Here is a 23,847-nt window from a genome sequence, read left to right on the forward strand (position 1 = left end):
CGTAAATAATAAGAGCAAGAAATATTACAATATCATTATTTATGACACCTTAGACATTATTGAAAGTGAAAGCGAGGGCATCTTAGAATATGAAAGCAACAGGAATAGTACGTCGTATCGATGACTTAGGACGTGTAGTGATTCCAAAAGAAATTCGCAGAACGTTACGTATTAGAGAAGGGGATCCTTTGGAGATCTTTGTAGATCGGGAAGGTGAAGTCATTTTAAAGAAATACTCTCCCATTAGCGAATTGGGTGATTTTGCACAAGAATATGCGGAAGCCTTGTCCGAAAACTCGGGCAGTGTAGCTTTAATCGCCGATCGGGACGCCATCATAGCGGTTTCCGGAGGAGCCAAAAAAGATTACCTGGATAAAAATATATCAAGCACCGTTGAAAAGGCAATGGAAAACCGAAAGTCAGTTCAAGAGGAAAAAGGTAATCACGAATTAGTCGAAGGTGCCGGTGAAGTTACTGGCGCTTACGTGATATCGCCGATTATTTCCGGCGGTGACCCAATAGGCGCTGTCATGTTGATAGCAAAAGAAGATAAAACATTAGGTGAAGTAGAACTGAAATTGGCAGAAACAGCTGCAGGCTTCCTGGCAAGACAAATGGAATCGTGATGCTTTATTAATAAATGTACAAGCTTTTATTTCATTTCTTTGCAGAAACACCGTGTCGTAAAGCTGCCGCTTGAATAACCTCTTGCAGCTTTACGACGGGACCGAGACACTTCTTTGAACAACCTTTTCGGAAAAAAGCACTGAAATATATATTATACTTTTCGCAACTCGCCATCCGGCGGGTTTTCTTATTATGTTTTTGATATAATATATCCAGTTTAGGAAAAGTACACGTTCTATTTTTTATGCGGATAAATATTTCCCGGGCATTTTTAATATCCTTGAAAAGGTGAAATACCATGAATCATCATATATGGAGAGGGGCTCTTATTCTTAGCATTGCTGCTATGATTGTTAAAGTCCTCAGTGCTGTCTATCGGCTCCCTTATCAAAATTTAGCGGGTGATGTCGGCTTTTACGTTTATCAACAAATCTATCCTTTTTATTCCCTTGCGGTTGTGATGGGAGGGACAAGCTTTCCTGTCCTGATTTCAAAATTGATGGCTGAACATTCAGCTGATAATTCGAAAGGGCAGCGGCAAGTGTTTGTTAATGCCAGTATGGCTGTCGGCGGGCTGTCATTTTTAATTTTTATTATTTTGTTTGGAGGAGCCGAATTTATTGCCAGGGTGATGGCTGACCCTCTTCTTGCCGCACCTATTCGAACGATTTCCTTTATCTACCTCTTTGTTCCTTTTCTTGCTGTGTTACGCGGTTATTTTCAGGGCAGTTTATATAATATGACGCCTACTGCCGCGTCACAAGTAGGTGAACAAGCGCTGCGGGTAGGTTTGATTTTGGGTTTGTCTTTCATCCTGTTTTATAGAAGCGGGACGCCGTATCAATTTGGGACGGCGGCGGCTTTTGGTTCAATGATAGCGCCGATAGCTTCAATTTCTATCCTTTGTTTTTTCTTTTTTAGGAGAAAAAATAAGATAAAGGTAAAACAAACCCATTCCAGTAAAAGATTCGGGCATGTTAAAGTTGATGTCCCCTTTATTAAAAGACTTTTAAAAGAAGGCATTGCCTTTACATTAACTTCACTGACATTGATATCTTTCCAGTTCATCGATTCGCTGACACTTGTGCCGCTTCTTAAGCATTTCCACTGGGGGCATGCGAAGGTATTGGAAGGTGTATATGATCGGTCTTTTCCGTTAATACAAATAGGGGTGACTGTGGCAGGCGCATTAACGGCTTCAATCGTCCCGGCGGTTGCTAAAATAAGGGAAGAATCACCCGGTGATGACCTCATCGACCAGATCAAATTTTCCTTACGGGTATGTATAATATTTGGATTAGCGGCTGCTTTAGGACTGGCATTAATTTCGGGGGAGACGAATCATATGCTTTTTGAAGATACTAAAGGGACGCTCGCCATGTTCTATATGTCTTTTAATCTTTTATGGATTATCATTGTTGTACCGTCGGCAGGTATTTTACAAGGGGGAAAATCAATTTGGCAGCCTGTTGCTTATTTATTAGCGGCTCTTGTCGTTAAAGTTTGTTTAAATACCGTGCTTGTCCCGCGTCTCGGAATTACAGGTTCCGCAGTGGCTACAAGTCTGTCCATGGGACTTGTTGCTTGTCTAAATTTAAATCAAGTAAAGAAAGTTTACCGGATTTCACTTTTTACTTTAAAGGATAAATGGAAATTGATACTGTCATTATTAGTGATGACATGTTCAATTATCATTTGGAAAATGGTTTTTGCTGTCCTGCATTTTGATGAAGTATCTCGTATGAATGCTGCTGTAGTCGCTTTAACAAGCGTTTTTATAGGGGGAGGCGCCTTTTTTATGTTAATCATTAAATTGAATTTTTTTAAAGATGATGAACTGAGACATCTCCCAATCGTTGAGAAGTGGTTAAATAAATCGAAAAAAGTGAGAGTAAAGGAGTGAAATAATGGCTTGTAAGATAACAATTATTGGGCTTGGAGCCGGCGGGATAGATCAACTGACACTTGGCATATATAAGAAATTAAAAGAGACAAACAAGCTCTTTTTAAGAACGGCGGATCATCCTGTTGTTCAGGATTTGAAAAATGAAGGGATTGAATACCAATCCTTTGACCATATTTATACCGATCAAGGCACATTTGAAGGGGTTTATGAACAAATTGTTAAAACCCTCCTTAAAGAGGCCGGCCAATATGAAGAGATTGTCTATGCGGTACCCGGCCATCCAATGGTGGCGGAACGCACTGTTCAGTTGTTGTTAGACGATGCTCAAAATCAAGAGGAGATTTCAGTAAATATCATCGGCGGGCAAAGCTTTCTTGATCCGTTATTTACAGCACTTAAGATGGACCCAATAGAAGGATTAAATTTTGTTAATGCGATGGATCTGGATGGTGATGAGATCTCCTTACACCAGCATCTGGTTATTTGTCAGGTCTATGATGCTTTTGTTGCTTCGGAGGTCAAGCTTGTTCTTCTTGAACACCTTCCCTATGATTACCCGGTAGTTATCGTCACAGCTTGCGGTCATGAAAATGAAAAGGTGATTCATGTGCCGTTACATGAACTCGACCATAGTATCGAGGTAGATAATCTGACCAGTGTATATGTTCCGCCGGTTAAGGATCCGGACTTATTAACCCATACGTTCCCGTCGCTTAGAAAAGTCATCCGAAAACTCCGCAGCCCTGAAGGCTGTCCTTGGGATCGACAACAGACGCATGAATCATTGAAGAGATATTTGGTAGAAGAGACGTATGAAGTTCTAGAAGCAATTGATCAGCAAGATGATGATCATTTGGCAGAAGAGTTAGGCGACGTTCTTTTACAGGTCATGCTTCATGCACAAATTGGCGAAGACGAAGGATATTTTTCAATTGATGATGTCATTAGGTCCATTACGGAAAAAATGATCAGAAGACATCCGCATGTTTTTTCTAATGAACATGTTAAAAATGCTGACGAGGTAGTAACAAATTGGGAACAAATCAAGGCTGAGGAAAAAGGAGTAAAAAAAGATTCATCAATACTTAACGATGTTAATCAGGCTTTGCCTCCGCTTCTAAAGGGATTAGAATATCAAAAACTTGCAGCCAAAGCAGGGTTTGATTGGGAAGATATACAATCTGTATGGGAGAAAGTGGATGAAGAGTTAAAAGAGGTTAAGGATGCTGAAAACCAGCCTGATCACTTGGAACTGGAGATTGGCGATCTCCTTTTTTCAGTCATCAATGTGGCAAGATGGAAAGGAATTAACCCTTTTCTTGCATTGGAACGGACAAATCGTAAATTCCTTAAACGATTTACTTATATTGAGCACTGTGCCCGTCAAGAAGGTAAATCAATCAATGATCTGACTTTAGAACAAATGGATTATATCTGGGAAGCTTCTAAAGAAAATGAATGATAAAGAAGGATAATGCTATCGAACAGAGAATAAGATTGGTAAAATAAAAAAGCTGGTCTTTGCTAACTAAAATTGTTTTATGAAGTAAAAGGAGGATTTTAAAGATGAATAAAAATGAATTAGTTAACAATATTTCTGAAAAAAGCGGATTGACAAAAAAAGATGTTGAATTGGTCGTTAATGAACTTCTTGATGAAATTACTGAAGCTCTTAAAAAAGATGAAAAAGTTCAGTTTGTCGGATTTGGCACATTTGAAACCAGAGAACGTTCAAGCCGTACAGGAAGAAACCCTCAAACCGGCGAAACGATTAATATTCCTGCATCAACGGTTCCTGCTTTCCGTGCCGGAAATAAACTAAAAGAAGCTGTGAAATAATGCGGTTAGATAAGTTTTTGAAAGTTTCCCGTCTTATAAAGCGGCGAACTGTAGCTAAAGAATTGGCTGATCAAGGCCGTGTTGACATCAATGGTCAGCAAGGTAAAGCAAGTTCCGACATTAAAGCAGGAGACACTCTGCGCATTCATTACGGTCAGAAGGTATTAACTGTAAAGGTGACAGAACTTAAGGAAACAGTTAAGAAGGACGAAGCCGGGACGCTTTACGAAGTGATAAGCGAAGAGCCGGTTAACAAATGAGAAGGGATAGTATTTATCCCTTCTTTTTAAAACAAACAGAACGAACTAAATTTTGGCAGTTGCTGCGAACCTGCTTGACATGCTGTAAGGTTATTTTCCGATAGTAAAATATAAAACAGCTTGTTCTAAAATGATTCTCTCCCTCATAACAATTAAACAAAGAGGAGGGAGAGCAATGGATCATTATTATTCTCAACCCATGAATAATAAAGACAAGCCATCACCGAACCATGATATCATAATGAAGAGCCGTAAGAAGATTGAAATTACCGGCGTAAAACATGTCGAAAGTTTTGATCATGAAGAATTTCTCTTAGAAACGGTTATGGGCTTTTTAGCTATTAAAGGCAGTCATTTAAAAATGCAAAATTTGAACGTTGAGCAAGGGATAGTGGTCATTGAGGGAAAAATTTTTGACATCAGCTACCTTGATGATCAATACGGAGAAAATTCTAAAGGTTTCTTTAGCAAATTGTTTAAATGACTTTACCAGAGCAATTCTCCACAATAATTGCAATGACTGCCATGGGGATATGGATCGGAGCCTCTTTATCGACCTATCATCGTTTTATCCGCCCCAGGAAAAGATGGCATTGGATTATGATTATCACCGATACGCTTTTCTGGGCTTTCCAAGGCTTACTGGTCTTTTTTGTCCTTTTGGAAGTAAATGAGGGTCTCATCCGCTTTTATATATTTATAGCCTTGGCGATAGGTTATTGTGCCTATAAAGCACTTTTTCAAAGGATTTATGAGAAGATACTGGAAGGGTTAATCTTAATTGTTGTCAGAACGGTATCAGCAATTTATACACTTATAAAAATCATCATTGTACAACCTGTTTGGATACTATTGAAGCTTCTCTATAGATCATGTAAGATATTAATTAGTGTTTTATTGAGCGCTGTCTTATTTATCATCACAGTGATTATTTTTCCATTTAAATGGTTAATCAAATGGTTAGTGCCTCAATCTTTTATTGATAGAACGGTAAAGTTTCTTTATGTTATCTTAAGGTTTTTTGATCGGTTTACGAAGAAATTCAGGTAGGAGGGGTACCATGAATCCAACCGGAAAGTTTGGTGTAACATCGATAAACACTGATTATGTTGCATCAAAAGAAATACACGAAAAAAAGATGCGAAAACGGCGGAAAGGATTAATTCGCCGTCTAACAGTATTTGTCATTATCTTGGCTGTTGTCGTTGGGGGCATGGTATCCGTCATTTTATCTCAAAGAAGTCAAATCGAACAAAAAGAAACTCAAAAAGAGCAGCTTGAAAAAAAACTGAAAGATGAAAAACACAATGAGAAGGTTTATCGAAGTAAAGTCCGTCTTTTACATAATAAGGATTATATTGGAGAATTGGCTCGCAAGGACTTTTTATTGTCTAAAAAAGGTGAAATTATTTTCCCTTCTCACGATACTGACAAACATTGACATGCTCTTTTTTCATTATGTATAATAATATAAATTATATATACTATTTTTTTTAGGAGGAGCATTTCTTTTATGTCAATAGAAGTAGGCAGCAAGTTGCAAGGGAAAGTGTCAGGTATTACAAACTTCGGGGCCTTCGTTGATCTGCCGGGCGGCAAGACAGGTTTGGTACACATCAGTGAAGTTGCTGACCGCTATGTAAAAGATATTAATGAAGTTTTATCGGTAGGTGACGAGGTAACGGTTAAGGTTCTCCAAGTTGAGTCTGACGGTAAAATTGGCCTGTCAATCCGTAAAGCTGTCGATAAGCCAAAACCTAAGCCGAGACCAAAAGGCGGTCAAAGGGGAAAGCGTTTCAACAAAGAACAAACATTTGAAGATAAGATGCTGCGTTTTCTTAAGGACAGTGAAGACCGATTATCGGCTTTAAAAAGACAAACAGAATCAAAACGCGGCGGACGCGGCGCCAGAAGAGGCTAAGCTTGCTGTCTTTAGCGATATAGAATAGATATAGATTTTAAGCACCCGGCTTACAGGGTGCTTTTTTTGTGTATTTAAAACTCACCGTGTGACGTGTTTCGTCGAAGAGTTTTTTGAATATTCTCTGCTGTTTTGACAAATTACGAAAGTCTAATGTGTTTTAATGGGACATACAATAATAACTTACGGGTGGTGCAAGTTATGATACAACGTTTTGAAAGTCCTGATTCTCATGCATTAGGCGCTTTAACACCAACGGCAAAACAACAACAACGTTTCCAACAACGCTTATTTTTAAGTTTTAAGACCATGTGGCTAAAAGTCTTTGCTAGGTGGGAAACATTTTGTATCATTATTGGTTTTTTACTTGGACGAGCTTTAATTTTATCTAATATGTCTCCGTTTATTATTCCGTTTTTTGCAACAGTTTTAGCCTTAAAACGAAGTAAGTATTGGTTGGCTTTTATGAGTTTAGCAGCTGGAGGAGTAACTGTTTCACCAAAGCATGGACTATTTGTTCTTACGTCGGTTGTTGTTTATATTCTTTTTCGTGCGGTTACCATCAAGTTTATTAAAAGGGATAACTTAAAAGCATTGCCGTATCTCGTTTTCTTCAGCAGTGCAGGCGCAAGGCTTGGCTATGATTTTATGATGACGCGGCAATTGCAGACATCAAGCGCCTTTATCGCCTTAGTTGAGTCCGGTTTAGGGTTTATTTTAACCTTAATCTTTTTACAAAGTATGCCTCTCTTATCGACAAAGGTAAGGACAAAGGTTTTGAAAAATGAGGAAATTATTTGTTTTATTATAATGCTTGCGTCGGTTTTAACCGGTACAATTGGCTGGCACCTTGGACAAGTATCAATGGAACATGTTTTCTCGCGTTACTTTGTATTATTATTCTCTTATGTTGGCGGTGCGGCAATTGGATCAACCGTCGGCGTTGTTGTCGGATTGATATTGAGTTTGGCAAATGTCAGCAGTCTATATCAAATGAGTTTGCTGGCGTTCTCGGGTTTGCTTGGAGGGCTGCTTAAAGAGGGAAGAAAAATAGGCGTTTCCTTGGGGCTTATCATCGGTACCTTATTAATTGGGCTGTATGGCCAAGGTTATCAGCATTTAACAAGCACAATGATTGACTCGCTCATTGCGGTAGCCATGTTCTTATTAACGCCAAAAGCGATTTCATCAAAGCTCGCTTCATATATACCAGGCACGAAAGAATATCATGCTCAGGAGCAGCAATATTCGAAGAAACTTCGGGATGTGACAGCCCACAGGGTTGAGCAATTTTCTAATCTGTTTCAAACATTATCGAATAGTTTTACACCGGGGCAATTATATAGTGAAGAAGAAAACTCGGGAAAAGAGGTGGATTTGTTTTTAAGCAATATTACAGAGAAAACATGCCAAACTTGCTTTAAGAAGGAATATTGTTGGGTAAAACATTTTGATGAAACCTATGATTTTATGAGTCAGATTATGGAACAAACAGAAGACGGGCCTATGTTAAAAGATTCTAAGTTAAAGAGAGAATGGCAAACGCACTGTGTGAAGCCGGAGAAAGTGACTGAAGCTATTTTTGAGGAGCAGTCCCATTTTAATGAGCATAAAATGCTAAAGCAAAAAATGAAGGAATCAAGACGCTTGGTAGCGGAGCAGTTAATGGGAGTATCCCAGGTAATGGGGGATTTTGCCCGTGAAATAAAAAGGGAGGGAGATACTCATCAGCAGCAGGAAGAAGAAATTATGATTAATCTGCAAGAAATTGGGTTAGATGTTGCAAATGTAGACATCTATAGTCTTGAGGAAGGAGCGGTAGATATCGAAATGACACTCCCATCCGATTGTCATGGTGAATGTGAAAAACTCATTGCCCCTATTCTTTCGGATATCCTTAGGGAGAATATTATTGTCAAAAAACAAACGAATGATGATTCAATTCCAAATGGATATTACCAGGTCATGTTTGCATCGGCACGGACATTTGAAATAGATACCGGTGTCGCACATACAGCAAAAGGCGGAGGCTGGGTTTCCGGTGATAACTTTTCTACTTTTGAATTAGGGGCAGGAAAGTTTGCTTTAGCGATCAGTGATGGGATGGGCAATGGTGAAAGAGCCTATTTAGAAAGTAATGAAACGTTAAAGCTATTATCCAAAGTTTTGAAGTCGGGGATTGACGAAACTGTTGCCATCAAGTCTATTAACTCAATCCTTTCTTTAAGAACAACAGATGAAATCTTCTCAACATTGGATTTGGCTATGATTGATTTACAAAATGCAAGTGCAAAGTTTCTGAAGATTGGATCTAATCCAAGTTTTATAAAGCGCGGAGACAAAGTCATGATGGTGGAAGCAGGCAATCTGCCGATGGGGATCCTTCAAGACTTTGATGTAGATGTTGTCAGCGAGCAATTAAAAGCAGGTGATTTATTAATAATGATGAGTGATGGCATCTTTGACGGTCCAAAGCATGTTGAAAATAAAGAGCTGTGGATGAAAAGAAAGATAAGAGAATTAGAAACCGATGAACCGCAAGATATTGCAGATTTAATAATGGAGGAAGTGATAAGGACACGAGGAGGGTTAATTGAGGATGATATGACGATTGTGGTGGCAAAGATTAAGCACCATATTCCAAAATGGGCGGCTATACCAACATACACAAGAGGCAATATACTCCGCCGAAAAGCACAATAGCAGCCGTATAAAACCCATATCTCTTGGCAATGATGATTGATAAGTTAAGAGAGGGTGAACAGGAATGAAAAAGGGAACTTTAAAACAAATCCTTTTAATTACTGACGGCTGTTCCAATCAAGGTGAAGACCCTGCTGCAATGGCGGCTTTAGCAAAAGAACAAGGCATTGCTGTTAATGTGATCGGTGTGATACATGAACATCAATCAGATGACGGCGGTATACGGGAAATAGAAGATATTGCTTTAGCTGGCGGCGGCATTAGTCAAATTGTGCAAACAAAACAATTATCACAAACGGTTCAAATGGTAACTAGACAAGCGATGACCCAAACAATTAAAGGCGTTATTAATCAAGAATTACAGCATATTCTTGGTGATGAAGAAACGATGGAAGACCTTCCTCCGGAAAAGCGGGGCAAGGTGATGGAAGTCGTCGATGAATTAGGAGAAACGGTTGATTTAGAAGTCTGTATTCTAGTAGATACAAGCGCCAGTATGAAAAGTAAATTGCCTACTGTTCAGGAAGCTTTACTAGATTTGTCAATCAGTCTAAATTCACGTATGGGAAGTAATCAGTTTTGCTTGTATTCATTTCCCGGGAAACGTCAAGCTACCAGCAAGTTGATGGCCTGGACACCGAAAATTGACAGCATAAGCAGTGTCTTTTCAAAGTTAGCTTCTGGAGGTATTACGCCTACGGGCCCGGCCATTAAAGAAGCTATTCAAACCTTTTCTAAAACATCTAGAAGGAGTTTCTTATCCGATGATGAATCATTCTATGAAGAACCAGGATATTAACTTAGCTTCTGGCACATTGATTACAGGGAAATGGCACAACCGCACCTATCAAATCATTAAACGTTTGGGCAGCGGTGCTCAGGGAACGGTTTACCTGGCCCATTCGCCGGCTGGCAGAGTGGCTGTTAAATTCGGCAAAGATCGCTCATCAATGACTACCGAAGTGAATGTTTTAAAGAAATTATCAAAGGTCCAAGGAGAACCCCTGGGGCCTTCTTTGTATGATGTTGATGATTGGGTGACTTATCATAGTAATATCAGTTTTTATGCTATGGATTACATCCATGGCATTTCTTTGGTTGAATGCCTTAAAATAAAAGGTTTTGATTGGGCCTGTATATTTATGCTTCAGCTTCTGCAAGATTTAGACAGACTGCACCGGGAGGGGTGGATATTTGGAGATCTTAAGCCGGAAAATTTAATTGTTTCTGGCCCGCGTTTTCGAATTAGATGGCTCGATGTCGGCGGTGTAACATTAATCGGGCGTTCAGTCAAAGAGTATACTGAATTTTTTGATCGCGGATATTGGGGATTTGGCCACCGAAAGGCGGACGCGGAATATGATTTGTTTGCCGCTGCAATGATTCTGGTTTATGCGGCAGGGGGGAAACGTTTTGAAAAACAGCAAAATGCTCAAAGGCAATTGCTAGAATATATTAAAAGACATGAACGGTTGAGTTTGTTACAATCGGTTTTAATTAAGGCAATTACGGGAAAATATACTAGAGCAAAAGATATGAGAGAAGAACTTTTACAAAAAATAAGCGGAACCTCTTCTTCGGATAAACGTAATTATTATACAAAGCCTGCGCAGCCGAGCAGGCAAACCAGACAAAGAAAAAAAAGACGAAGAAAAAGAGGGTGGAAGGTAACACTCATGTTAGGTTTGTTCATCGCCGGCCTGTATATTCTTTACCTGACGATGTATGTTATGTAAAATTTTAAATGGTAACTTTTAAGGAATAAAGGTGGCTTTTTCTTGGAATATATTGTGGATCAGTTTATACGGCGTCACAAGTTAATTACTCCGCACGCAACGGTTGTTGTCGGGGTATCAGGCGGTCCTGATTCTATGGCACTGCTTGATTATTTAAATAAGGCAAAGCAATCATGGGATATTAAAATTGTTGCATGCAGTATTGATCATATGCTGCGAGGCGATGATTCCCGTAAAGATTTAGAATATGTTGCATCTTTTTGCAGTCAAAAGGATATATTATTTGAAGGCAAAAGTGTGAATGTACCTCTATTTAAGGAGGAGCATCACATGAGTACAGAAGCTGCCGCAAGACATTGCCGTTACAAAGTTTTCGGTAATGTTATGAAAAAATATAACGCATCAATGCTGGCTCTCGCTCATCATGGCGATGATCAGATTGAAACAATGCTCATGCGGCAGGTAAGAGGCAGTTTTGGCGCCGCAAGGGCAGGAATGCCAGTGTCCCGGCCATTTATGGGCGGAAAGGTTATTCGTCCATTTTTAATTGTTACCAAAAAGGAAATTGAAGAGTATTGTTTTAAAAATGGAATTGAACCAAGAATTGACAAAACAAATGAATCTGATGAATACACTCGGAATCGTTTTAGAAAAGTTATTCTGCCTTTTTTAAAGACAGAAAATCCGCTTGTTCATTTACGCTTTCAGCATGACAGTGAAATTCTTTATGATGATAATAACTATTTGGATCAGTTAGCGGAAGAAAAGCTGTCTGATATTGTGACAAATAAAAGGCAAGAGCAAATGACAATATCAATACAGCATTTTCTTCGTACCCCGATTCCTTTACAAAGAAGGATTATTCATCTAATATTAAACTATCTTTACCATAACAAACATATTGAGCCATCACTTCAATCAATACATATTGAGACACTATTGGATTGGTTTCGTTCTGATAAACCATCAGGAATGCAGCATCTTCCTGATCGGCTGATTGCCGTCCGGTCATATGATCAATGTACGTTTTCTTTCAGTCAAAATGATGCGGAACAGGCTGGTTATCAAACAGCTCTCGCCATTCCGGGTGTCACAGAGGTTCCGTCCGGCAAGGTAATAGCAAAAGTTACTGACGATATTACTGCCTATGGAAAGGGATTAAACCGCTTTATTTGCCCTTATCATCAAGTGATTCAACCGTTGCTTGTCAGATCGCGGCAAAATGGTGACCGTATCACGCCAAAAGGTATGAGCGGCACACAAAAGATTAAGGACATTTTTATCAATGCCAAAATTGACCGCAGATTAAGAGATGAGTGGCCGGTTGTCGTTGATGCAAATGGATATGTTTTATGGTTGCCATTGTTAAGACACAGCGATAAGGCATCGATGGATGTAAATAGTACAAATTACCTTGTATTAACTTTTATACCAACAGCTGATTTTGGGAGGCAGGCGTAATGAAGGAAGATTTGCAAGAAATACTTTATACTGAAGCAGAGATTCAGAATAAAGTCACTGAACTGGGTGAAACTCTATCAAGAGAGTATCAAGATCAATTTCCGCTCGTCATTGGCATACTTAAGGGTGCCTTGCCGTTTATGGCAGACCTGATTAAGCGGATGCAGGTTCATTTAGAAATTGATTTTATGGATGTTTCAAGTTACGGGAATTCTACAGTCTCATCTGGGGAAGTTAAGATTATAAAGGATCTGGATACTTCGGTTGAAGGACGGGACATACTTATTGTAGAAGATATTATAGACAGCGGGTTAACGCTTAGCTATTTAGTGGATTTATTAAAATACCGCAAAGCAAGGTCCATTAAAATTGTCACGTTGTTGGATAAGCCAACAGGACGCAAAGTTGATATTGTACCGGATTTAACTGGTTTTACTGTTCCTGATGCCTTTCTGGTCGGCTACGGATTAGATTATGCGGAAAAGTATCGTAACCTTCCGTACATTGGGATATTGAAACCTGAAATCTATGAGAGTTAATTCTTGTGACATTTAAAATGAGTATGGTACTATAAAATATGGTTTCCTTTTATTGCGGGAGGAGGTAAGGGATGAGTCGAATATTTAGAAATACCATCATATATTTGCTCATATTTTTAGTTATAATCGGAATTGTGAGCTTCTTTACAGGCTCAAACCAAGAAGTTCGCTCCATGAGTTACAGTGATTTTCAACAGCACTTAACAAAAGGTGATGTTAAATCGCTGACTTTACAGCCTGAAGGCAGTGTATATGTTGCTCAAGGCCAATTAAAAAATTACGCTAAAGATACAACTTTTAAAACATATGTGCCATTTAATGAAAAAGCAGTTGACCAAATTAGAGACGAAGCAAAACAAACTGATGTTCATTTTAAACCTCAGGAGCAAACCAGCGGATGGATAAACTTTCTTACTACCATGATCCCGTTTGCTATCATCTTTATTCTGTTTTTTGTTTTAATTAATCAGGCTCAAGGCGGCGGCGGCCGCGTGATGAATTTCGGTAAGAGTAAAGCCAGATTATACTCAGAAGATAAGAAAAAGGTAACATTTAAGGATGTAGCTGGTGCGGATGAAGAAAAGCAGGAGCTCGTTGAGGTTGTAGAATTCCTAAAAGATCCAAGGAAATTCTCGGCTTTGGGGGCAAGAATCCCAAAAGGTGTTCTTTTGGTTGGTCCTCCTGGTACTGGTAAAACCTTGCTTGCACGTGCCGTGGCTGGTGAAGCCGGTGTGCCGTTTTTCTCTATAAGCGGTTCAGACTTTGTTGAAATGTTCGTAGGTGTCGGCGCATCCCGTGTCCGTGATCTATTTGAAAATGCGAAGAAAAATGCACCATGTATTATCTTTATTGATGAGATCGATGCTGTCGGCCGTCAACGCGGTGCCGGACTGGGCGGCGGTCATGATGAACGCGAACAAACATTGAACCAGCTCCTTGTTGAAATGGATGGATTCGGCGTTAATGAAGGCATAATCATTATTGCTGCTACTAACCGTCCGGATATTTTGGATCCTGCGCTCTTACGTCCCGGCCGTTTCGATAGACAAATTCCTGTTGGGCGCCCTGACCTTAAAGGCCGTGAAGCTGTTCTGCGTGTCCATGCCAGGAACAAGCCTTTGGCTAAAGAAATTGATATCAAAACAGTTGCCAGACTGACACCGGGGTTCTCTGGTGCGGATCTCGAGAATTTGCTTAATGAAGCAGCGCTTGTTGCTGCGAGAAGTGATAAAAAGCAAATCGATATGGAAGATATAGATGAAGCGGTAGAACGTGTTATTGCCGGACCGGCAAAGAAATCCCGCGTGATTTCCCAAAAGGAAAGAAATATTGTTGCTTACCATGAGTCAGGCCATACGATTATTGGACTTAACTTAACGAGTGCTGAAACTGTTCACAAGGTTACGGTTGTTCCCCGTGGTCAAGCGGGCGGCTATGCTGTAACGCTTCCTAAGGAAGATCGTTACTTTATGACTGAACCGGAACTGCTTGAGAAGATTACCGGCTTACTCGGCGGACGTGTAGCCGAGGAAATTACTTTTGGTGAAGTAAGTACCGGTGCAAGTAATGACTTCCAAAGAGCAACCGGCTTAGCCCGGAAAATGGTTACTGAATTTGGTATGAGTAAGAAGCTCGGACCAATGCAATTTGGCCAAAGTGAAAGCGGTCAGGTATTTTTAGGCCGTGATATTCAAAATGAACCTAATTACAGTGATGCGATTGCTTACGAAATTGATATGGAAGTGCAGCGCATTATTAAAGAATGCTACGAACGTTGTAAGAAAATCTTGACGAAAGATCAAGATAAACTTGAACTAATAGCAAAGACGCTTCTTGATGTCGAAACGCTTGAAGCCGACCAGATTCGTGCGCTGTACGACCGCGGTGAACTGATCGAAGCAAACAAAAATAAATATGCATCAGAAGATAACGATGTTAAAGTGAATATCAATAAAAAAGAAGAACATGAAGATAAAAAGTCAGATGAAGATAATAAAATTGACGAATAATTGATTTTTTGGATGTCTCAAATTAGGAGGCATCCTTTTTTTACACTTTCATTAAATTAAAATATAATAAAGGTTGAAAGTATTTGGGGCGGTCTTATTCATTGAAGCAACCCTGACCTCTCGTCGCAAAGCAAAAAAGAAGTATTTTCAAGCCGCAGCTTCTCTATCTGTGCTTTTAGGCTTGCTAATCGGGCAAGTTTTCTTTATGGTAAGATAAAAGCGTTTTAAACAATATACATAGTATGGTGATTAAAAATGATTTTTGTATGTGATGTTGGTAATACGAATATAGTGTTGGGTGTTTATAAAGGCGATGAACTCATTCATCATTGGCGGATTGCTACAAATCGTGAAAAAACAGAAGATGAATTTGCGATGGTCATTAAAGATCTTTTCTTAGATGCTGATTTAAGCTTTGAGAAAATCAGCGGGATAATCATTTCTTCTGTTGTTCCTTCAATTATGTTTTCATTGGAGCGTATGTGCGAAAAATATTTTCAACAAAAGCCGATTGTCGTTGGGCCGGGAATTAAAACAGGATTGAATTTAAAATACGATAATCCAAAAGAAGTTGGTGCAGACCGTATTGTAAATGCCGTTGCAGGCATACACTATTATCAGGCGCCTCTGATTATTATTGATTTTGGCACAGCAACAACCTATTGCTACATTGACGAACAGAGCAATTACATTGGCGGGGCAATCGCGCCTGGAGTAAACGTTTCAACTGAGGCACTTTATAGTCATGCCTCTAAGCTGCCAAGAATTGAAATTACAAAACCACCGCATATAGTTGGCAGGAATACGGTAAATGCTATGCAATCCGGTATTGTTTATGGTTATGTTGGACAAGTTGAAGGTATTGTTGCCAGAATGAAACAACAAGCGAAAAAGGAACCTGTTGTTATTGCAACCGGCGGCCTTTCAGCATTGATTGGCGGAGAAACGAATGTCATTGATCATATTGATCCGTTTCTTACCTTAAAGGGTTTGTACCTTATCTATAAACGGAATAAACATTAGCACAGTTAAAGGGGGACAAAAGCAGTGTCTGATTACTTAATAAAAGCGCTTGCCTTTGATGGTCAGGTAAGGGTGCAAACGATTCTAACAACTGACATGGTTAACGAAGCGCAGCGCCGTCATCAAACATGGCCGACTGCTTCCGCCGCGCTTGGCAGATCGATGACGGCAGCAACGATGATGGGAGCACAGCTTAAAGGTGAAGATCGGATAACGGTAACTATTGAAGGCGGCGGTCCTATTGGCGCCATCATCGTTGATTCAAATGCAAAAGGTGAAACGAGAGGTTATGTGACTAATCCTCAAGTTCATTTTGAATTGAATAAGTATGGAAAGCTGGATGTAGCAAGAGCAGTGGGCACCAATGGCTTTCTAAGCGTGGTTAAGGACTTGGGTTTAAAAGAAAATTTTACAGGCAGAGTGCCGATTGCTTCAGGTGAAATTGGCGATGATTTTACTTATTATTTTGCCCGTTCAGAACAAATTCCTTCTGCTGTAGGTGTAGGTGTTTTGGTTAATCCTGATAACAGTATTAAAGCTTCGGGCGGGTTTCTGATTCAAATTTTACCGGGAGCAGCTGAAGAACTTATTGATGAAATTGAGAAAAGGTTATCAGAAATACCGCCGATCTCTAAATTGATCGAAATGGGGCAAACCCCGGAAGATTTGCTCAGTACTTTATTTGGAGAGGGTCATTATAAGGTTATTGATAAAATGCCGGTACGGTTTGAATGTCAATGTTCTAAACAAAAAATTGAAAATGCTTTAATAGGTTTAGGCAAGGAAGAAATAAAGGCAATGATCGAAGAAGATCATGGGGCTGAAGCTTCTTGCCACTTTTGCCGGGAAATATACCGCTTCTCTGAGGATGATTTGAAGGAGATTTATCGAGCCATTGATTAGATTTATTATTGACAGAAAGTTATAAGATTTGTTAAGATAATCCCAACAAAACAAACTTATTTACTCGGATTTAATAAAGCGAGAGGGGAAACGGTATGATTGCTAATTCAATTACAGATTTGATTGGTCAAACACCTTTAGTCAAACTTGGAAGATTAACAGGTGAAAATGATGCGGATTTATATGCAAAGCTTGAGTATATGAACCCTGGAAGCAGTGTAAAAGACCGTATAGCTAAAGCAATGATTGAAGCAGCTGAAAAGGAAGGTAAAATCAAGCCGGGAGATACAATTATTGAGCCTACAAGCGGCAATACCGGTATCGGCCTTGCTATGGTTTGCGCAGCCAAAGGCTACAGAGCCATTCTTGTTATGCCTGAGACAATGAGTATGGAAAGACGGAATTTACTCAGAGCATATGGAGCGGAATTGATTCTTACCCCTGGTCCCGGCGGAATGAAAGCTGCCATTGCCAAAGCTGAAGAGTTAGTTGAGGCAAAAGGTTATTTTATGCCTCAGCAATTCAAAAATATGGCGAATCCTGAAGTACACCGGCTCACGACAGGCAGAGAAATTGTTGAACAAATGGGTGACCAGTTGGATGCGTTTGTTGCCGGTATCGGTACGGGCGGAACAATTTCAGGTGCAGGTGAAGTTTTAAAAGAAAATTATTCAAATATAAAACTTTTTGCCGTTGAACCCGAGGATTCTGCTATTCTTTCCGGTCATGAACCCGGACCTCATAAACTTCAAGGATTAGGGGCAGGATTTATTCCAGACACATTAAATACACATATTTATGATCAAGTCATCACTGTATCTACAGAGCAGGCTTTTGAATATGCTCGTCTGGCAGCGAAAAAAGAAGGTGTACTCGGAGGGATCTCTTCAGGAGCAGCAATATATGCCGGTATTCAAGTCGCGAAGCAGCTTGGTCAAGGAAAGAAAGTTCTTGTTGTCCTTCCAAGTAACGGAGAAAGATATTTAAGTACACCGTTATATCAATTTGATGAATAAAACATCATAACATAATTGGAGACTTTTAGAGTCAGGTTGCCGATTGATTTTCGACAACCTGATTTTTTTTATACTAAAGTTTCAATAAAATATTGACGGTTATCATCATCCGGTTTAGGCTATATGTAAACGTAATTGAAAGAAAATCCTTTTTGGAAAAAAGTTGAGTAAAGAAGAGAAGAGCAGAGTTGAGGAGGAGAAGAAAATGATTGTAATGATTGATAATTATGATTCATTCACTTATAACCTGGTTCAATATTTTGGCGAGCTGATGGAGGATATCAAGGTTTTTAGAAATGATGAAATTACTATAGAACAAATAAAAAACTTGAATCCGGATTATATTGTTATTTCACCTGGTCCGTGCACGCCAAATGAAGCAGGAATTAGCCTCGAAGTTATCCGTCAATTCTCCGGCAGTGTGCCTATACTGGGTGTTTGTTTGGGTCATCAAGCCATTGCTCAGGCCTTCGGCGGCCGGGTTGTACGAGCCAATCAGTTAATGCATGGAAAAACGTCAGTCATAACACATGACGGGGAAACAATATTTGAAGGTTTAGACGCAAATTTAGAAGTCATGAGATATCATTCATTAATCGTTGATAAAGCGTCATTGCCAAAAGAGTTCAAGGTCTCAGCAAGGACTTCTGAAGGAGATATCATGGCTATCCGTCACAAAACATTGCCAATAGAAGGGGTTCAATTTCATCCTGAGTCGGTTATGACCCGAAATGGTATTAATATTTTACAGCGATTTTTACAATATTACGCTAATACAGTGCACTCATAAGGTGTTTTTATAAACATATTTATTAGTTTTACATGAAACGTTACAACAATTTTTGCCAAATTGTTATGGAGTATGTACAAGAAATCCTGCCAGGCGGTGAAAAATAAATGTTAGCAATGAAGCAGCGCAATCATCAATTAATTATTCGCGGGCAAACACTTGATCTTAATAAGAAAACGACGATTATGGGTATTTTAAATGTTACGCCTGACTCTTTCTCAGACGGCGGCCGTTATAATCGCATCGACATTGCTGTAACGCATGCTCTGGAGATGATTCGAGACGGGGCGGATATTATTGATATTGGGGGAGAATCTACCCGGCCAGGGGGCGATTATACGCCCCTTGATATTGAGCTGGAAAGAATCATACCGGCCATTAAGGCTATACGACAAGTTTCTGATATTCCTATTTCCGTTGACACGTATAAGGCAGAAGCTGCAAGACAAGCGCTGGACGCCGGCGCAGATATTATTAATGATGTTTGGGGAGCCAAGAAAGACCCTGACATGCCTTATGTTGCTGCTCAGTATAATTGCCCGATTGTGCTTATGCACAACAGAGAGAATAAAGATTACCATGATCTTTTAACAGATATGAAAATCGATTTGACAGAAAGTGTTGACTTAGTAAAAAAGGCCGGTCTGTCCGATGACAAAATTATACTTGATCCTGGTATCGGTTTTGCAAAGACTTACCATGACAATTTAAAGGTTATGAATAACCTTGAGACCTTTCATAGTTTAGGTTATCCATTACTCCTTGGAACATCAAGAAAAAGATTCATTGGTAAAGCGCTGGGGACGAACGTTAAGGACCGGATGGAGGGAACGGGGGCTACGGTATGCTTAGGCATAACTAAGGGCTGCCAAATTGTTAGGGTTCATGACGTTAAATCAATAGCGCAAATGGCTAAAATGATGGATACAATGCTTATGGAAGGTGAACCAATTGGATAAGATATATGTAAATAAAATGGCTTTTTACGGTTATCACGGGGTTTTCAGTGAAGAAAATAAATTAGGCCAGCGTTTTTTTGTAGATGTCATTTTAGAATGTGATCTAAAAGATGCGGGCAAGAACGATGATCTTGACCATACGATCAATTATCAAGAAATTTATGATATCACGAAAAAGATTGTTGAAGGCCCTCCAAAAAAATTAGTGGAGAGCGTAGCCGAAGATATTTCTTCCGCCCTGCTGTCATCTTTCCAAATTATCCAGTGCTGTCATATAAAAGTGACCAAACCGGATCCGCCTATTCCGGGTTATTACGACTCTGTTGCTATTGAGTTGACAAGGAGCCGATGACCATGGAAGAAGCATCAGTTGCGTATATAGGACTTGGTTCTAATATGGGGGATCGGCATGGTTATTTGTATCAGGCCTTAAAAAAGCTGGATGATAATCCTGGCATAGACATTACTTCCTGTTCTTCTATTTATGAAACTGAGCCGTACGGTCCTGTTGAGCAAAATGAATTTTTAAATATGGCAATTGAAGTTCGTACAAGTCTCTCCCCTGAAGAATTGCTCAAAGTATGTCAAACGATTGAATACTCGCTTGGAAGAAAAAGAGATATTCATTGGGGGCCAAGGACTATTGATCTTGACATATTGTTATATAATAGAGAAAATATTAAGATGGAAAATTTAAAAGTGCCACATCCTGAACTTTCTAAACGACTTTTTGTATTAACCCCTTTAAAAGAGATTAATGCAGAATTAACCGTCCCTCACATGAATAAATCCATCGAACAATTATATGAGAATCTGAAAAGTGAAGAAGGAGTGCGCTTATGGAGACCGAACAATGGGGAAGGAGAATTCGGGCTTTTCGAAAACTGAAAGGGTACACCCAGGCAGACTTAGCAAAAGAACTTAATATTTCTCTTTCTATTTTAGGTGAAATTGAAAGAGGCAACCGTCTGCCGGCTGATGAACTCATCAAGAAGATCTCCGATACTCTGGGTGTATCAATTGATGAATTTATGGAAATTAGAGATTAAAGGGGTGATAAGATGTTGAAAATCGGGCCAATTGAATTGAAAAATCAAGTGGTTTTAGCACCGATGGCAGGTGTGTGCAATCCTGCCTTTCGTTTAATTGCTAAAGAATTTGGCGCAGGGCTTGTTTGCGCCGAGATGGTCGCTGATCGCGGCATTATCAGCCAAAATGAAAAATCGCTGCAAATGCTATATGTTGACGAAAGAGAAAAACCGTTAAGTCTTCAAATTTTTGGCGGATCAAAGGAAACGCTTGTAGAAGCGGCAAAATACGTTGATCAATATACAAATGCAGATATTATCGATATTAATATGGGCTGTCCTGTACCGAAAATCACAAAGTGTGATGCGGGAGCAAGATGGCTTCTTGATCCTGATAAAATTTATGAAATGGTTTCAGCTGTGGTAGAAAACGTTGACAAACCTGTAACGGTTAAAATGAGAAAAGGCTGGGATGATGACCATATTTATGCGGTAAGAAACGCCCAAGCTGTTGAAAGTGCAGGTGCTCAAGCAGTTGCGTTACATGGCCGTACAAGGGTTCAAATGTATGAAGGTACTGCTGACTGGGAAATTATAAAAGAAGTCAAACAAGCCGTAAATATACCCGTTATTGGCAACGGTGATGTCTTAACGCCTGAAGATGCCAAGCGTATGCTTGATACCACAGGTGTTGACGGCGTCATGATTGGAAGAGGCGCATTAGGAAATCCTTGGATGCTTTACCGGACGGTTCAGTATTTAGAAACCGGCGTTCTTGCTCCTGATCCGGATCCAAAGGAAAAAATTGATGTTTGTTGCTTACATCTCGACCGATTAATTAAGTTAAAGGGCGAGAATATTGCGGTAAAAGAAATGCGTAAGCATGCGGCATGGTATTTAAAAGGAATACGCGGCGGTAATAACGTACGCAAAAAGGTCAATGTTTGTGAGAAAGCGGACGAACTTAAAGAAATTTTGTACGGCTTTGTCGAAAAATTAACGGTTGAACAAGCATCTTAAGTTAAATCATCTGTGCTTTAGGTTGACATTAATTATCTGCTTAACTATAATTCGACCTAGATACAAGACTGCCGGTGAGACACTGGCAGTCTTTTACTAATCATAATGATTGCTATTTAAAGTTTTATTTAAGAACTATAGCACTACTCAGCACTGACAATTTATATCAATATAAATTTTTTAATAATAGGTCTATACATATGACCGGGACAAGGAGTTGCTATTATGAGTCAGGATGTTGAATTAAATGATTTGCTTCGATCAAGAAGAGAAAAACTAAATACACTCCTGGAAAATCACGTTAATCCATTTGGTGAACGGTTTGAACGTTCTCATACTGCCAGGCAAATAGTTGAGTCTTATGAACAATTTACAAAAGAGGAACTTGCGGAAAAAGATATTTCTGTTACCTTAGCTGGACGGATAATGACAAAGCGCGGTAAGGGAAAAGCAGGGTTTGCACATATTCAGGATTTAACAGCACAGATTCAAATTTATGTTCGTAAAGATATGGTTGGAGAAGAACAATATGAATTGTTTAATTCAATTGATATTGGCGATATTGTCGGAGTCAAAGGTGATATTTTTAAAACTAAGGTCGGCGAGTTGTCTATTAAAGTATCCGATTTTAAGCTGCTGACTAAATCGATGCGTCCATTACCAGATAAGTTTCACGGTCTAAAAGATGTTGAACAGCGTTACCGTCAGCGTTATGTTGACCTCATTATGAACCCTGAAGTGAAGAACACCTTTGTTACAAGAAGTAAAATTTTACGGTATATGCGCCAGTACTTAGATGAACAAGGGTATTTAGAAGTTGAAACGCCAATGATGCATAACATCCCGGGCGGTGCAGCAGCACGGCCGTTTATTACGCACCATAATGCCTTGGATATTCCGCTTTATATGCGTATTGCTATCGAACTCCATCTTAAACGATTAATTGTAGGCGGACTTGAAAAGGTTTATGAGATCGGACGGGTGTTTAGAAATGAAGGCGTATCTACACGCCATAATCCTGAGTTTACAATGTTAGAGCTATATGAAGCTTATGCCGACTTTCATGATATTATGTCATTGACTGAGAATTTGGTATCTTATATTGCTGACAAAGTATTAGGAACAACAAAAATTACTTACGGTGACCATGAAATAGATTTAAAACCTGAATGGAAGAGAATTCATATGGTCGATGCTGTAAAAGAGCAAACAGGTGTTGATTTTTGGAGAGAAATGACGGATGGAGAAGCGCGTGAATTGGCTCATCAGCACGGTGTTGATGTAAAAAGCAATATGAGTTTCGGTCATGTCGTCAATGAATTTTTCGAACAAAAAGTTGAACATACCCTGATTCAGCCTACATTTGTTTACGGGCATCCTGTAGCTATTTCTCCATTGGCTAAAAAGAACCCTGAAGATCCGCGCTTTACTGACCGATTCGAATTATTTATTGTCGGACGCGAGCATGCAAATGCCTTTAGTGAGCTTAATGATCCAATTGACCAAAGAGAACGCTTTGAAGCTCAAGTAAAGGAAAGGGCTGAAGGCAATGATGAAGCCCATATGATGGATGAAGACTTTTTAGAAGCGCTTGAGTATGGTATGCCGCCTACTGGCGGATTAGGCATTGGCGTGGATCGGCTTGTCATGTTATTAACGAATTCACCATCAATAAGAGATGTGCTATTGTTCCCGCAAATGCGCAAAAAAGATTAGTAAAAGAGAGCAGCCCTGCAGCTGCTCTCTCTTTTTTAAAAAAGTTATTGACTATAAACGAAACAGGTGGTATTATAAATCTTGTCGATTCTAAAGTGGTCTTCACAAAATAGACCAAAAAAGTATTGACGTTATGAATCTACTGTGTTACTATTAATAGCGTCGCTTTTGAAAGAAACAAAGGCGCCATGAAAAAAGTTGTTGACAAGTTGTTCGCAACTTGATATAATAAGAAGGTCGCTGTTGAGCGACTGACTTAAAGAGTTAAGAGATTGTACCTTGAAAACTAAACAAAAGCCAAGCGTGATTGAAAGGGCAACTTTTCAATAAAAGCTAAGGATCATAACGATTGAAAGTACAGCTGTTTAACAGCTTTAATAAGGATGTTCGC

25 protein-coding genes are annotated in these 23,847 nt (G+C 39.5%); all 25 read left to right on the forward strand.

All coding sequences use genetic code 11. From position 1 onward, the window contains the following. Window positions 1-89: 89 nt before the first annotated feature. The 25 genes from spoVT (at window position 90) to lysS (ending at window position 23,456) form a co-directional block, all read left to right on the forward strand. On the forward strand, window positions 90-626 hold the full coding sequence (gene spoVT / locus ACFQRG_RS17570) for a stage V sporulation protein T (protein WP_380968505.1): 537 nt from the start codon (window positions 90-92) through the stop codon (window positions 624-626). Between the two features lie 299 nt (window positions 627-925). After that, complete coding sequence (locus ACFQRG_RS17575; protein WP_380968507.1) at window positions 926-2,530, forward strand: putative polysaccharide biosynthesis protein; 1,605 nt, start codon at window positions 926-928, stop codon at window positions 2,528-2,530. Between the two features lie 4 nt (window positions 2,531-2,534). Then, window positions 2,535-3,995, forward strand: a complete 1,461-nt coding sequence (gene yabN, locus ACFQRG_RS17580; RefSeq protein ID WP_380968509.1) for a bifunctional methyltransferase/pyrophosphohydrolase YabN — start codon at window positions 2,535-2,537, stop codon at window positions 3,993-3,995. Between the two features lie 104 nt (window positions 3,996-4,099). Next, on the forward strand, window positions 4,100-4,372 hold the full coding sequence (locus tag ACFQRG_RS17585) for an HU family DNA-binding protein (RefSeq protein WP_380968511.1): 273 nt from the start codon (window positions 4,100-4,102) through the stop codon (window positions 4,370-4,372). Continuing rightward, the gene (locus ACFQRG_RS17590) at window positions 4,372-4,632 is read left to right on the forward strand and encodes an RNA-binding S4 domain-containing protein (RefSeq protein ID WP_380968513.1); all 261 of its coding nucleotides are present in this window, start codon (window positions 4,372-4,374) and stop codon (window positions 4,630-4,632) included. Before ACFQRG_RS17585 ends, ACFQRG_RS17590 begins: the two co-directional genes overlap by 1 nt. Window positions 4,633-4,807: 175 nt before the next feature. Then, a complete protein-coding gene (gene yabP / locus ACFQRG_RS17595; RefSeq protein ID WP_380968515.1) occupies window positions 4,808-5,116 on the forward strand; it encodes a sporulation protein YabP in 309 nt (102 codons plus the stop codon). After that, window positions 5,113-5,682: a spore cortex biosynthesis protein YabQ gene (gene yabQ, locus ACFQRG_RS17600; RefSeq protein WP_380968517.1), complete on the forward strand. Its 570-nt coding sequence runs from the start codon at window positions 5,113-5,115 to the stop codon at window positions 5,680-5,682. Before yabP ends, yabQ begins: the two co-directional genes overlap by 4 nt. 10 nt (window positions 5,683-5,692) lie before the next feature. Further along, complete coding sequence (locus ACFQRG_RS17605; protein WP_380968519.1) at window positions 5,693-6,073, forward strand: FtsB family cell division protein; 381 nt, start codon at window positions 5,693-5,695, stop codon at window positions 6,071-6,073. Window positions 6,074-6,145: 72 nt separating this feature from the next. Beyond that, a complete protein-coding gene (locus ACFQRG_RS17610) occupies window positions 6,146-6,553 on the forward strand; it encodes a S1 domain-containing RNA-binding protein (protein WP_380968521.1) in 408 nt (135 codons plus the stop codon). 201 nt (window positions 6,554-6,754) lie between these two features. Further along, complete coding sequence (spoIIE, locus tag ACFQRG_RS17615) at window positions 6,755-9,256, forward strand: stage II sporulation protein E (protein ID WP_380968523.1); 2,502 nt, start codon at window positions 6,755-6,757, stop codon at window positions 9,254-9,256. 64 nt (window positions 9,257-9,320) lie between these two features. Continuing rightward, window positions 9,321-10,055, forward strand: a complete 735-nt coding sequence (locus ACFQRG_RS17620; RefSeq protein WP_380968525.1) for a vWA domain-containing protein — start codon at window positions 9,321-9,323, stop codon at window positions 10,053-10,055. After that, window positions 10,021-10,992, forward strand: a complete 972-nt coding sequence (locus ACFQRG_RS17625; protein ID WP_380968528.1) for a protein kinase domain-containing protein — start codon at window positions 10,021-10,023, stop codon at window positions 10,990-10,992. The genes ACFQRG_RS17620 and ACFQRG_RS17625 overlap by 35 nt, the downstream gene beginning before the upstream one ends. Window positions 10,993-11,034: 42 nt before the next feature. Next, a complete protein-coding gene (tilS, locus tag ACFQRG_RS17630) occupies window positions 11,035-12,453 on the forward strand; it encodes a tRNA lysidine(34) synthetase TilS (RefSeq protein WP_380968530.1) in 1,419 nt (472 codons plus the stop codon). Further along, on the forward strand, window positions 12,453-12,992 hold the full coding sequence (hpt, locus tag ACFQRG_RS17635) for a hypoxanthine phosphoribosyltransferase (protein ID WP_380968533.1): 540 nt from the start codon (window positions 12,453-12,455) through the stop codon (window positions 12,990-12,992). Before tilS ends, hpt begins: the two co-directional genes overlap by 1 nt. Window positions 12,993-13,063: 71 nt before the next feature. Further along, a complete protein-coding gene (gene ftsH / locus ACFQRG_RS17640; protein WP_380968535.1) occupies window positions 13,064-15,001 on the forward strand; it encodes an ATP-dependent zinc metalloprotease FtsH in 1,938 nt (645 codons plus the stop codon). Between the two features lie 255 nt (window positions 15,002-15,256). Then, the gene (locus ACFQRG_RS17645) at window positions 15,257-16,024 is read left to right on the forward strand and encodes a type III pantothenate kinase (protein ID WP_380968537.1); all 768 of its coding nucleotides are present in this window, start codon (window positions 15,257-15,259) and stop codon (window positions 16,022-16,024) included. 24 nt (window positions 16,025-16,048) lie between these two features. Next, a complete protein-coding gene (gene hslO, locus ACFQRG_RS17650) occupies window positions 16,049-16,927 on the forward strand; it encodes an Hsp33 family molecular chaperone HslO (protein WP_380968539.1) in 879 nt (292 codons plus the stop codon). Window positions 16,928-17,022: 95 nt separating this feature from the next. Further along, on the forward strand, window positions 17,023-17,943 hold the full coding sequence (gene cysK, locus ACFQRG_RS17655) for a cysteine synthase A (protein ID WP_380968541.1): 921 nt from the start codon (window positions 17,023-17,025) through the stop codon (window positions 17,941-17,943). A 205-nt stretch (window positions 17,944-18,148) separates the two neighbouring features. Beyond that, window positions 18,149-18,733, forward strand: a complete 585-nt coding sequence (locus ACFQRG_RS17660) for an anthranilate synthase component II (protein WP_380968543.1) — start codon at window positions 18,149-18,151, stop codon at window positions 18,731-18,733. A 107-nt stretch (window positions 18,734-18,840) separates the two neighbouring features. Beyond that, the gene (gene folP / locus ACFQRG_RS17665) at window positions 18,841-19,692 is read left to right on the forward strand and encodes a dihydropteroate synthase (RefSeq protein WP_380968545.1); all 852 of its coding nucleotides are present in this window, start codon (window positions 18,841-18,843) and stop codon (window positions 19,690-19,692) included. Then, complete coding sequence (gene folB / locus ACFQRG_RS17670; protein WP_380968547.1) at window positions 19,685-20,044, forward strand: dihydroneopterin aldolase; 360 nt, start codon at window positions 19,685-19,687, stop codon at window positions 20,042-20,044. Before folP ends, folB begins: the two co-directional genes overlap by 8 nt. Before the next feature lie 2 nt (window positions 20,045-20,046). Then, window positions 20,047-20,580, forward strand: a complete 534-nt coding sequence (gene folK / locus ACFQRG_RS17675) for a 2-amino-4-hydroxy-6-hydroxymethyldihydropteridine diphosphokinase (RefSeq protein WP_380968549.1) — start codon at window positions 20,047-20,049, stop codon at window positions 20,578-20,580. Further along, window positions 20,532-20,741, forward strand: coding sequence for a helix-turn-helix domain-containing protein (locus ACFQRG_RS17680; protein ID WP_380968552.1), 210 nt, complete (start codon window positions 20,532-20,534; stop codon window positions 20,739-20,741). Before folK ends, ACFQRG_RS17680 begins: the two co-directional genes overlap by 49 nt. 12 nt (window positions 20,742-20,753) lie before the next feature. Continuing rightward, window positions 20,754-21,740 (forward strand): tRNA dihydrouridine synthase DusB, encoded by a 987-nt coding sequence (gene dusB / locus ACFQRG_RS17685; protein ID WP_380968555.1) that lies wholly within the window; start codon window positions 20,754-20,756, stop codon window positions 21,738-21,740. A 225-nt stretch (window positions 21,741-21,965) separates the two neighbouring features. After that, on the forward strand, window positions 21,966-23,456 hold the full coding sequence (gene lysS / locus ACFQRG_RS17690) for a lysine--tRNA ligase (RefSeq protein ID WP_380968557.1): 1,491 nt from the start codon (window positions 21,966-21,968) through the stop codon (window positions 23,454-23,456). The last annotated feature ends 391 nt before the right edge of the window (window positions 23,457-23,847 follow it).

This window comes from Scopulibacillus cellulosilyticus (assembly GCF_042665295.1).
In the GTDB taxonomy this organism is placed as follows: Bacteria; Bacillota; Bacilli; order Bacillales; family Sporolactobacillaceae; genus Scopulibacillus_A; species Scopulibacillus_A cellulosilyticus.

Coding starts and splice junctions, on each gene's coding strand:
- spoVT (WP_380968505.1), top strand. CDS start 90: ATGAAAGCAACAGGAATAGTACGTCGTATCGATGACTTAGGACGTGTA.
- ACFQRG_RS17575 (WP_380968507.1), top strand. CDS start 926: ATGAATCATCATATATGGAGAGGGGCTCTTATTCTTAGCATTGCTGCT.
- yabN (WP_380968509.1), top strand. CDS start 2,535: ATGGCTTGTAAGATAACAATTATTGGGCTTGGAGCCGGCGGGATAGAT.
- ACFQRG_RS17585 (WP_380968511.1), top strand. CDS start 4,100: ATGAATAAAAATGAATTAGTTAACAATATTTCTGAAAAAAGCGGATTG.
- ACFQRG_RS17590 (WP_380968513.1), top strand. CDS start 4,372: ATGCGGTTAGATAAGTTTTTGAAAGTTTCCCGTCTTATAAAGCGGCGA.
- yabP (WP_380968515.1), top strand. CDS start 4,808: ATGGATCATTATTATTCTCAACCCATGAATAATAAAGACAAGCCATCA.
- yabQ (WP_380968517.1), top strand. CDS start 5,113: ATGACTTTACCAGAGCAATTCTCCACAATAATTGCAATGACTGCCATG.
- ACFQRG_RS17605 (WP_380968519.1), top strand. CDS start 5,693: ATGAATCCAACCGGAAAGTTTGGTGTAACATCGATAAACACTGATTAT.
- ACFQRG_RS17610 (WP_380968521.1), top strand. CDS start 6,146: ATGTCAATAGAAGTAGGCAGCAAGTTGCAAGGGAAAGTGTCAGGTATT.
- spoIIE (WP_380968523.1), top strand. CDS start 6,755: ATGATACAACGTTTTGAAAGTCCTGATTCTCATGCATTAGGCGCTTTA.
- ACFQRG_RS17620 (WP_380968525.1), top strand. CDS start 9,321: ATGAAAAAGGGAACTTTAAAACAAATCCTTTTAATTACTGACGGCTGT.
- ACFQRG_RS17625 (WP_380968528.1), top strand. CDS start 10,021: ATGATGAATCATTCTATGAAGAACCAGGATATTAACTTAGCTTCTGGC.
- hpt (WP_380968533.1), top strand. CDS start 12,453: ATGAAGGAAGATTTGCAAGAAATACTTTATACTGAAGCAGAGATTCAG.
- ftsH (WP_380968535.1), top strand. CDS start 13,064: ATGAGTCGAATATTTAGAAATACCATCATATATTTGCTCATATTTTTA.
- ACFQRG_RS17645 (WP_380968537.1), top strand. CDS start 15,257: ATGATTTTTGTATGTGATGTTGGTAATACGAATATAGTGTTGGGTGTT.
- cysK (WP_380968541.1), top strand. CDS start 17,023: ATGATTGCTAATTCAATTACAGATTTGATTGGTCAAACACCTTTAGTC.
- ACFQRG_RS17660 (WP_380968543.1), top strand. CDS start 18,149: ATGATTGTAATGATTGATAATTATGATTCATTCACTTATAACCTGGTT.
- folP (WP_380968545.1), top strand. CDS start 18,841: ATGTTAGCAATGAAGCAGCGCAATCATCAATTAATTATTCGCGGGCAA.
- folK (WP_380968549.1), top strand. CDS start 20,047: ATGGAAGAAGCATCAGTTGCGTATATAGGACTTGGTTCTAATATGGGG.
- ACFQRG_RS17680 (WP_380968552.1), top strand. CDS start 20,532: ATGGAGACCGAACAATGGGGAAGGAGAATTCGGGCTTTTCGAAAACTG.
- dusB (WP_380968555.1), top strand. CDS start 20,754: ATGTTGAAAATCGGGCCAATTGAATTGAAAAATCAAGTGGTTTTAGCA.
- lysS (WP_380968557.1), top strand. CDS start 21,966: ATGAGTCAGGATGTTGAATTAAATGATTTGCTTCGATCAAGAAGAGAA.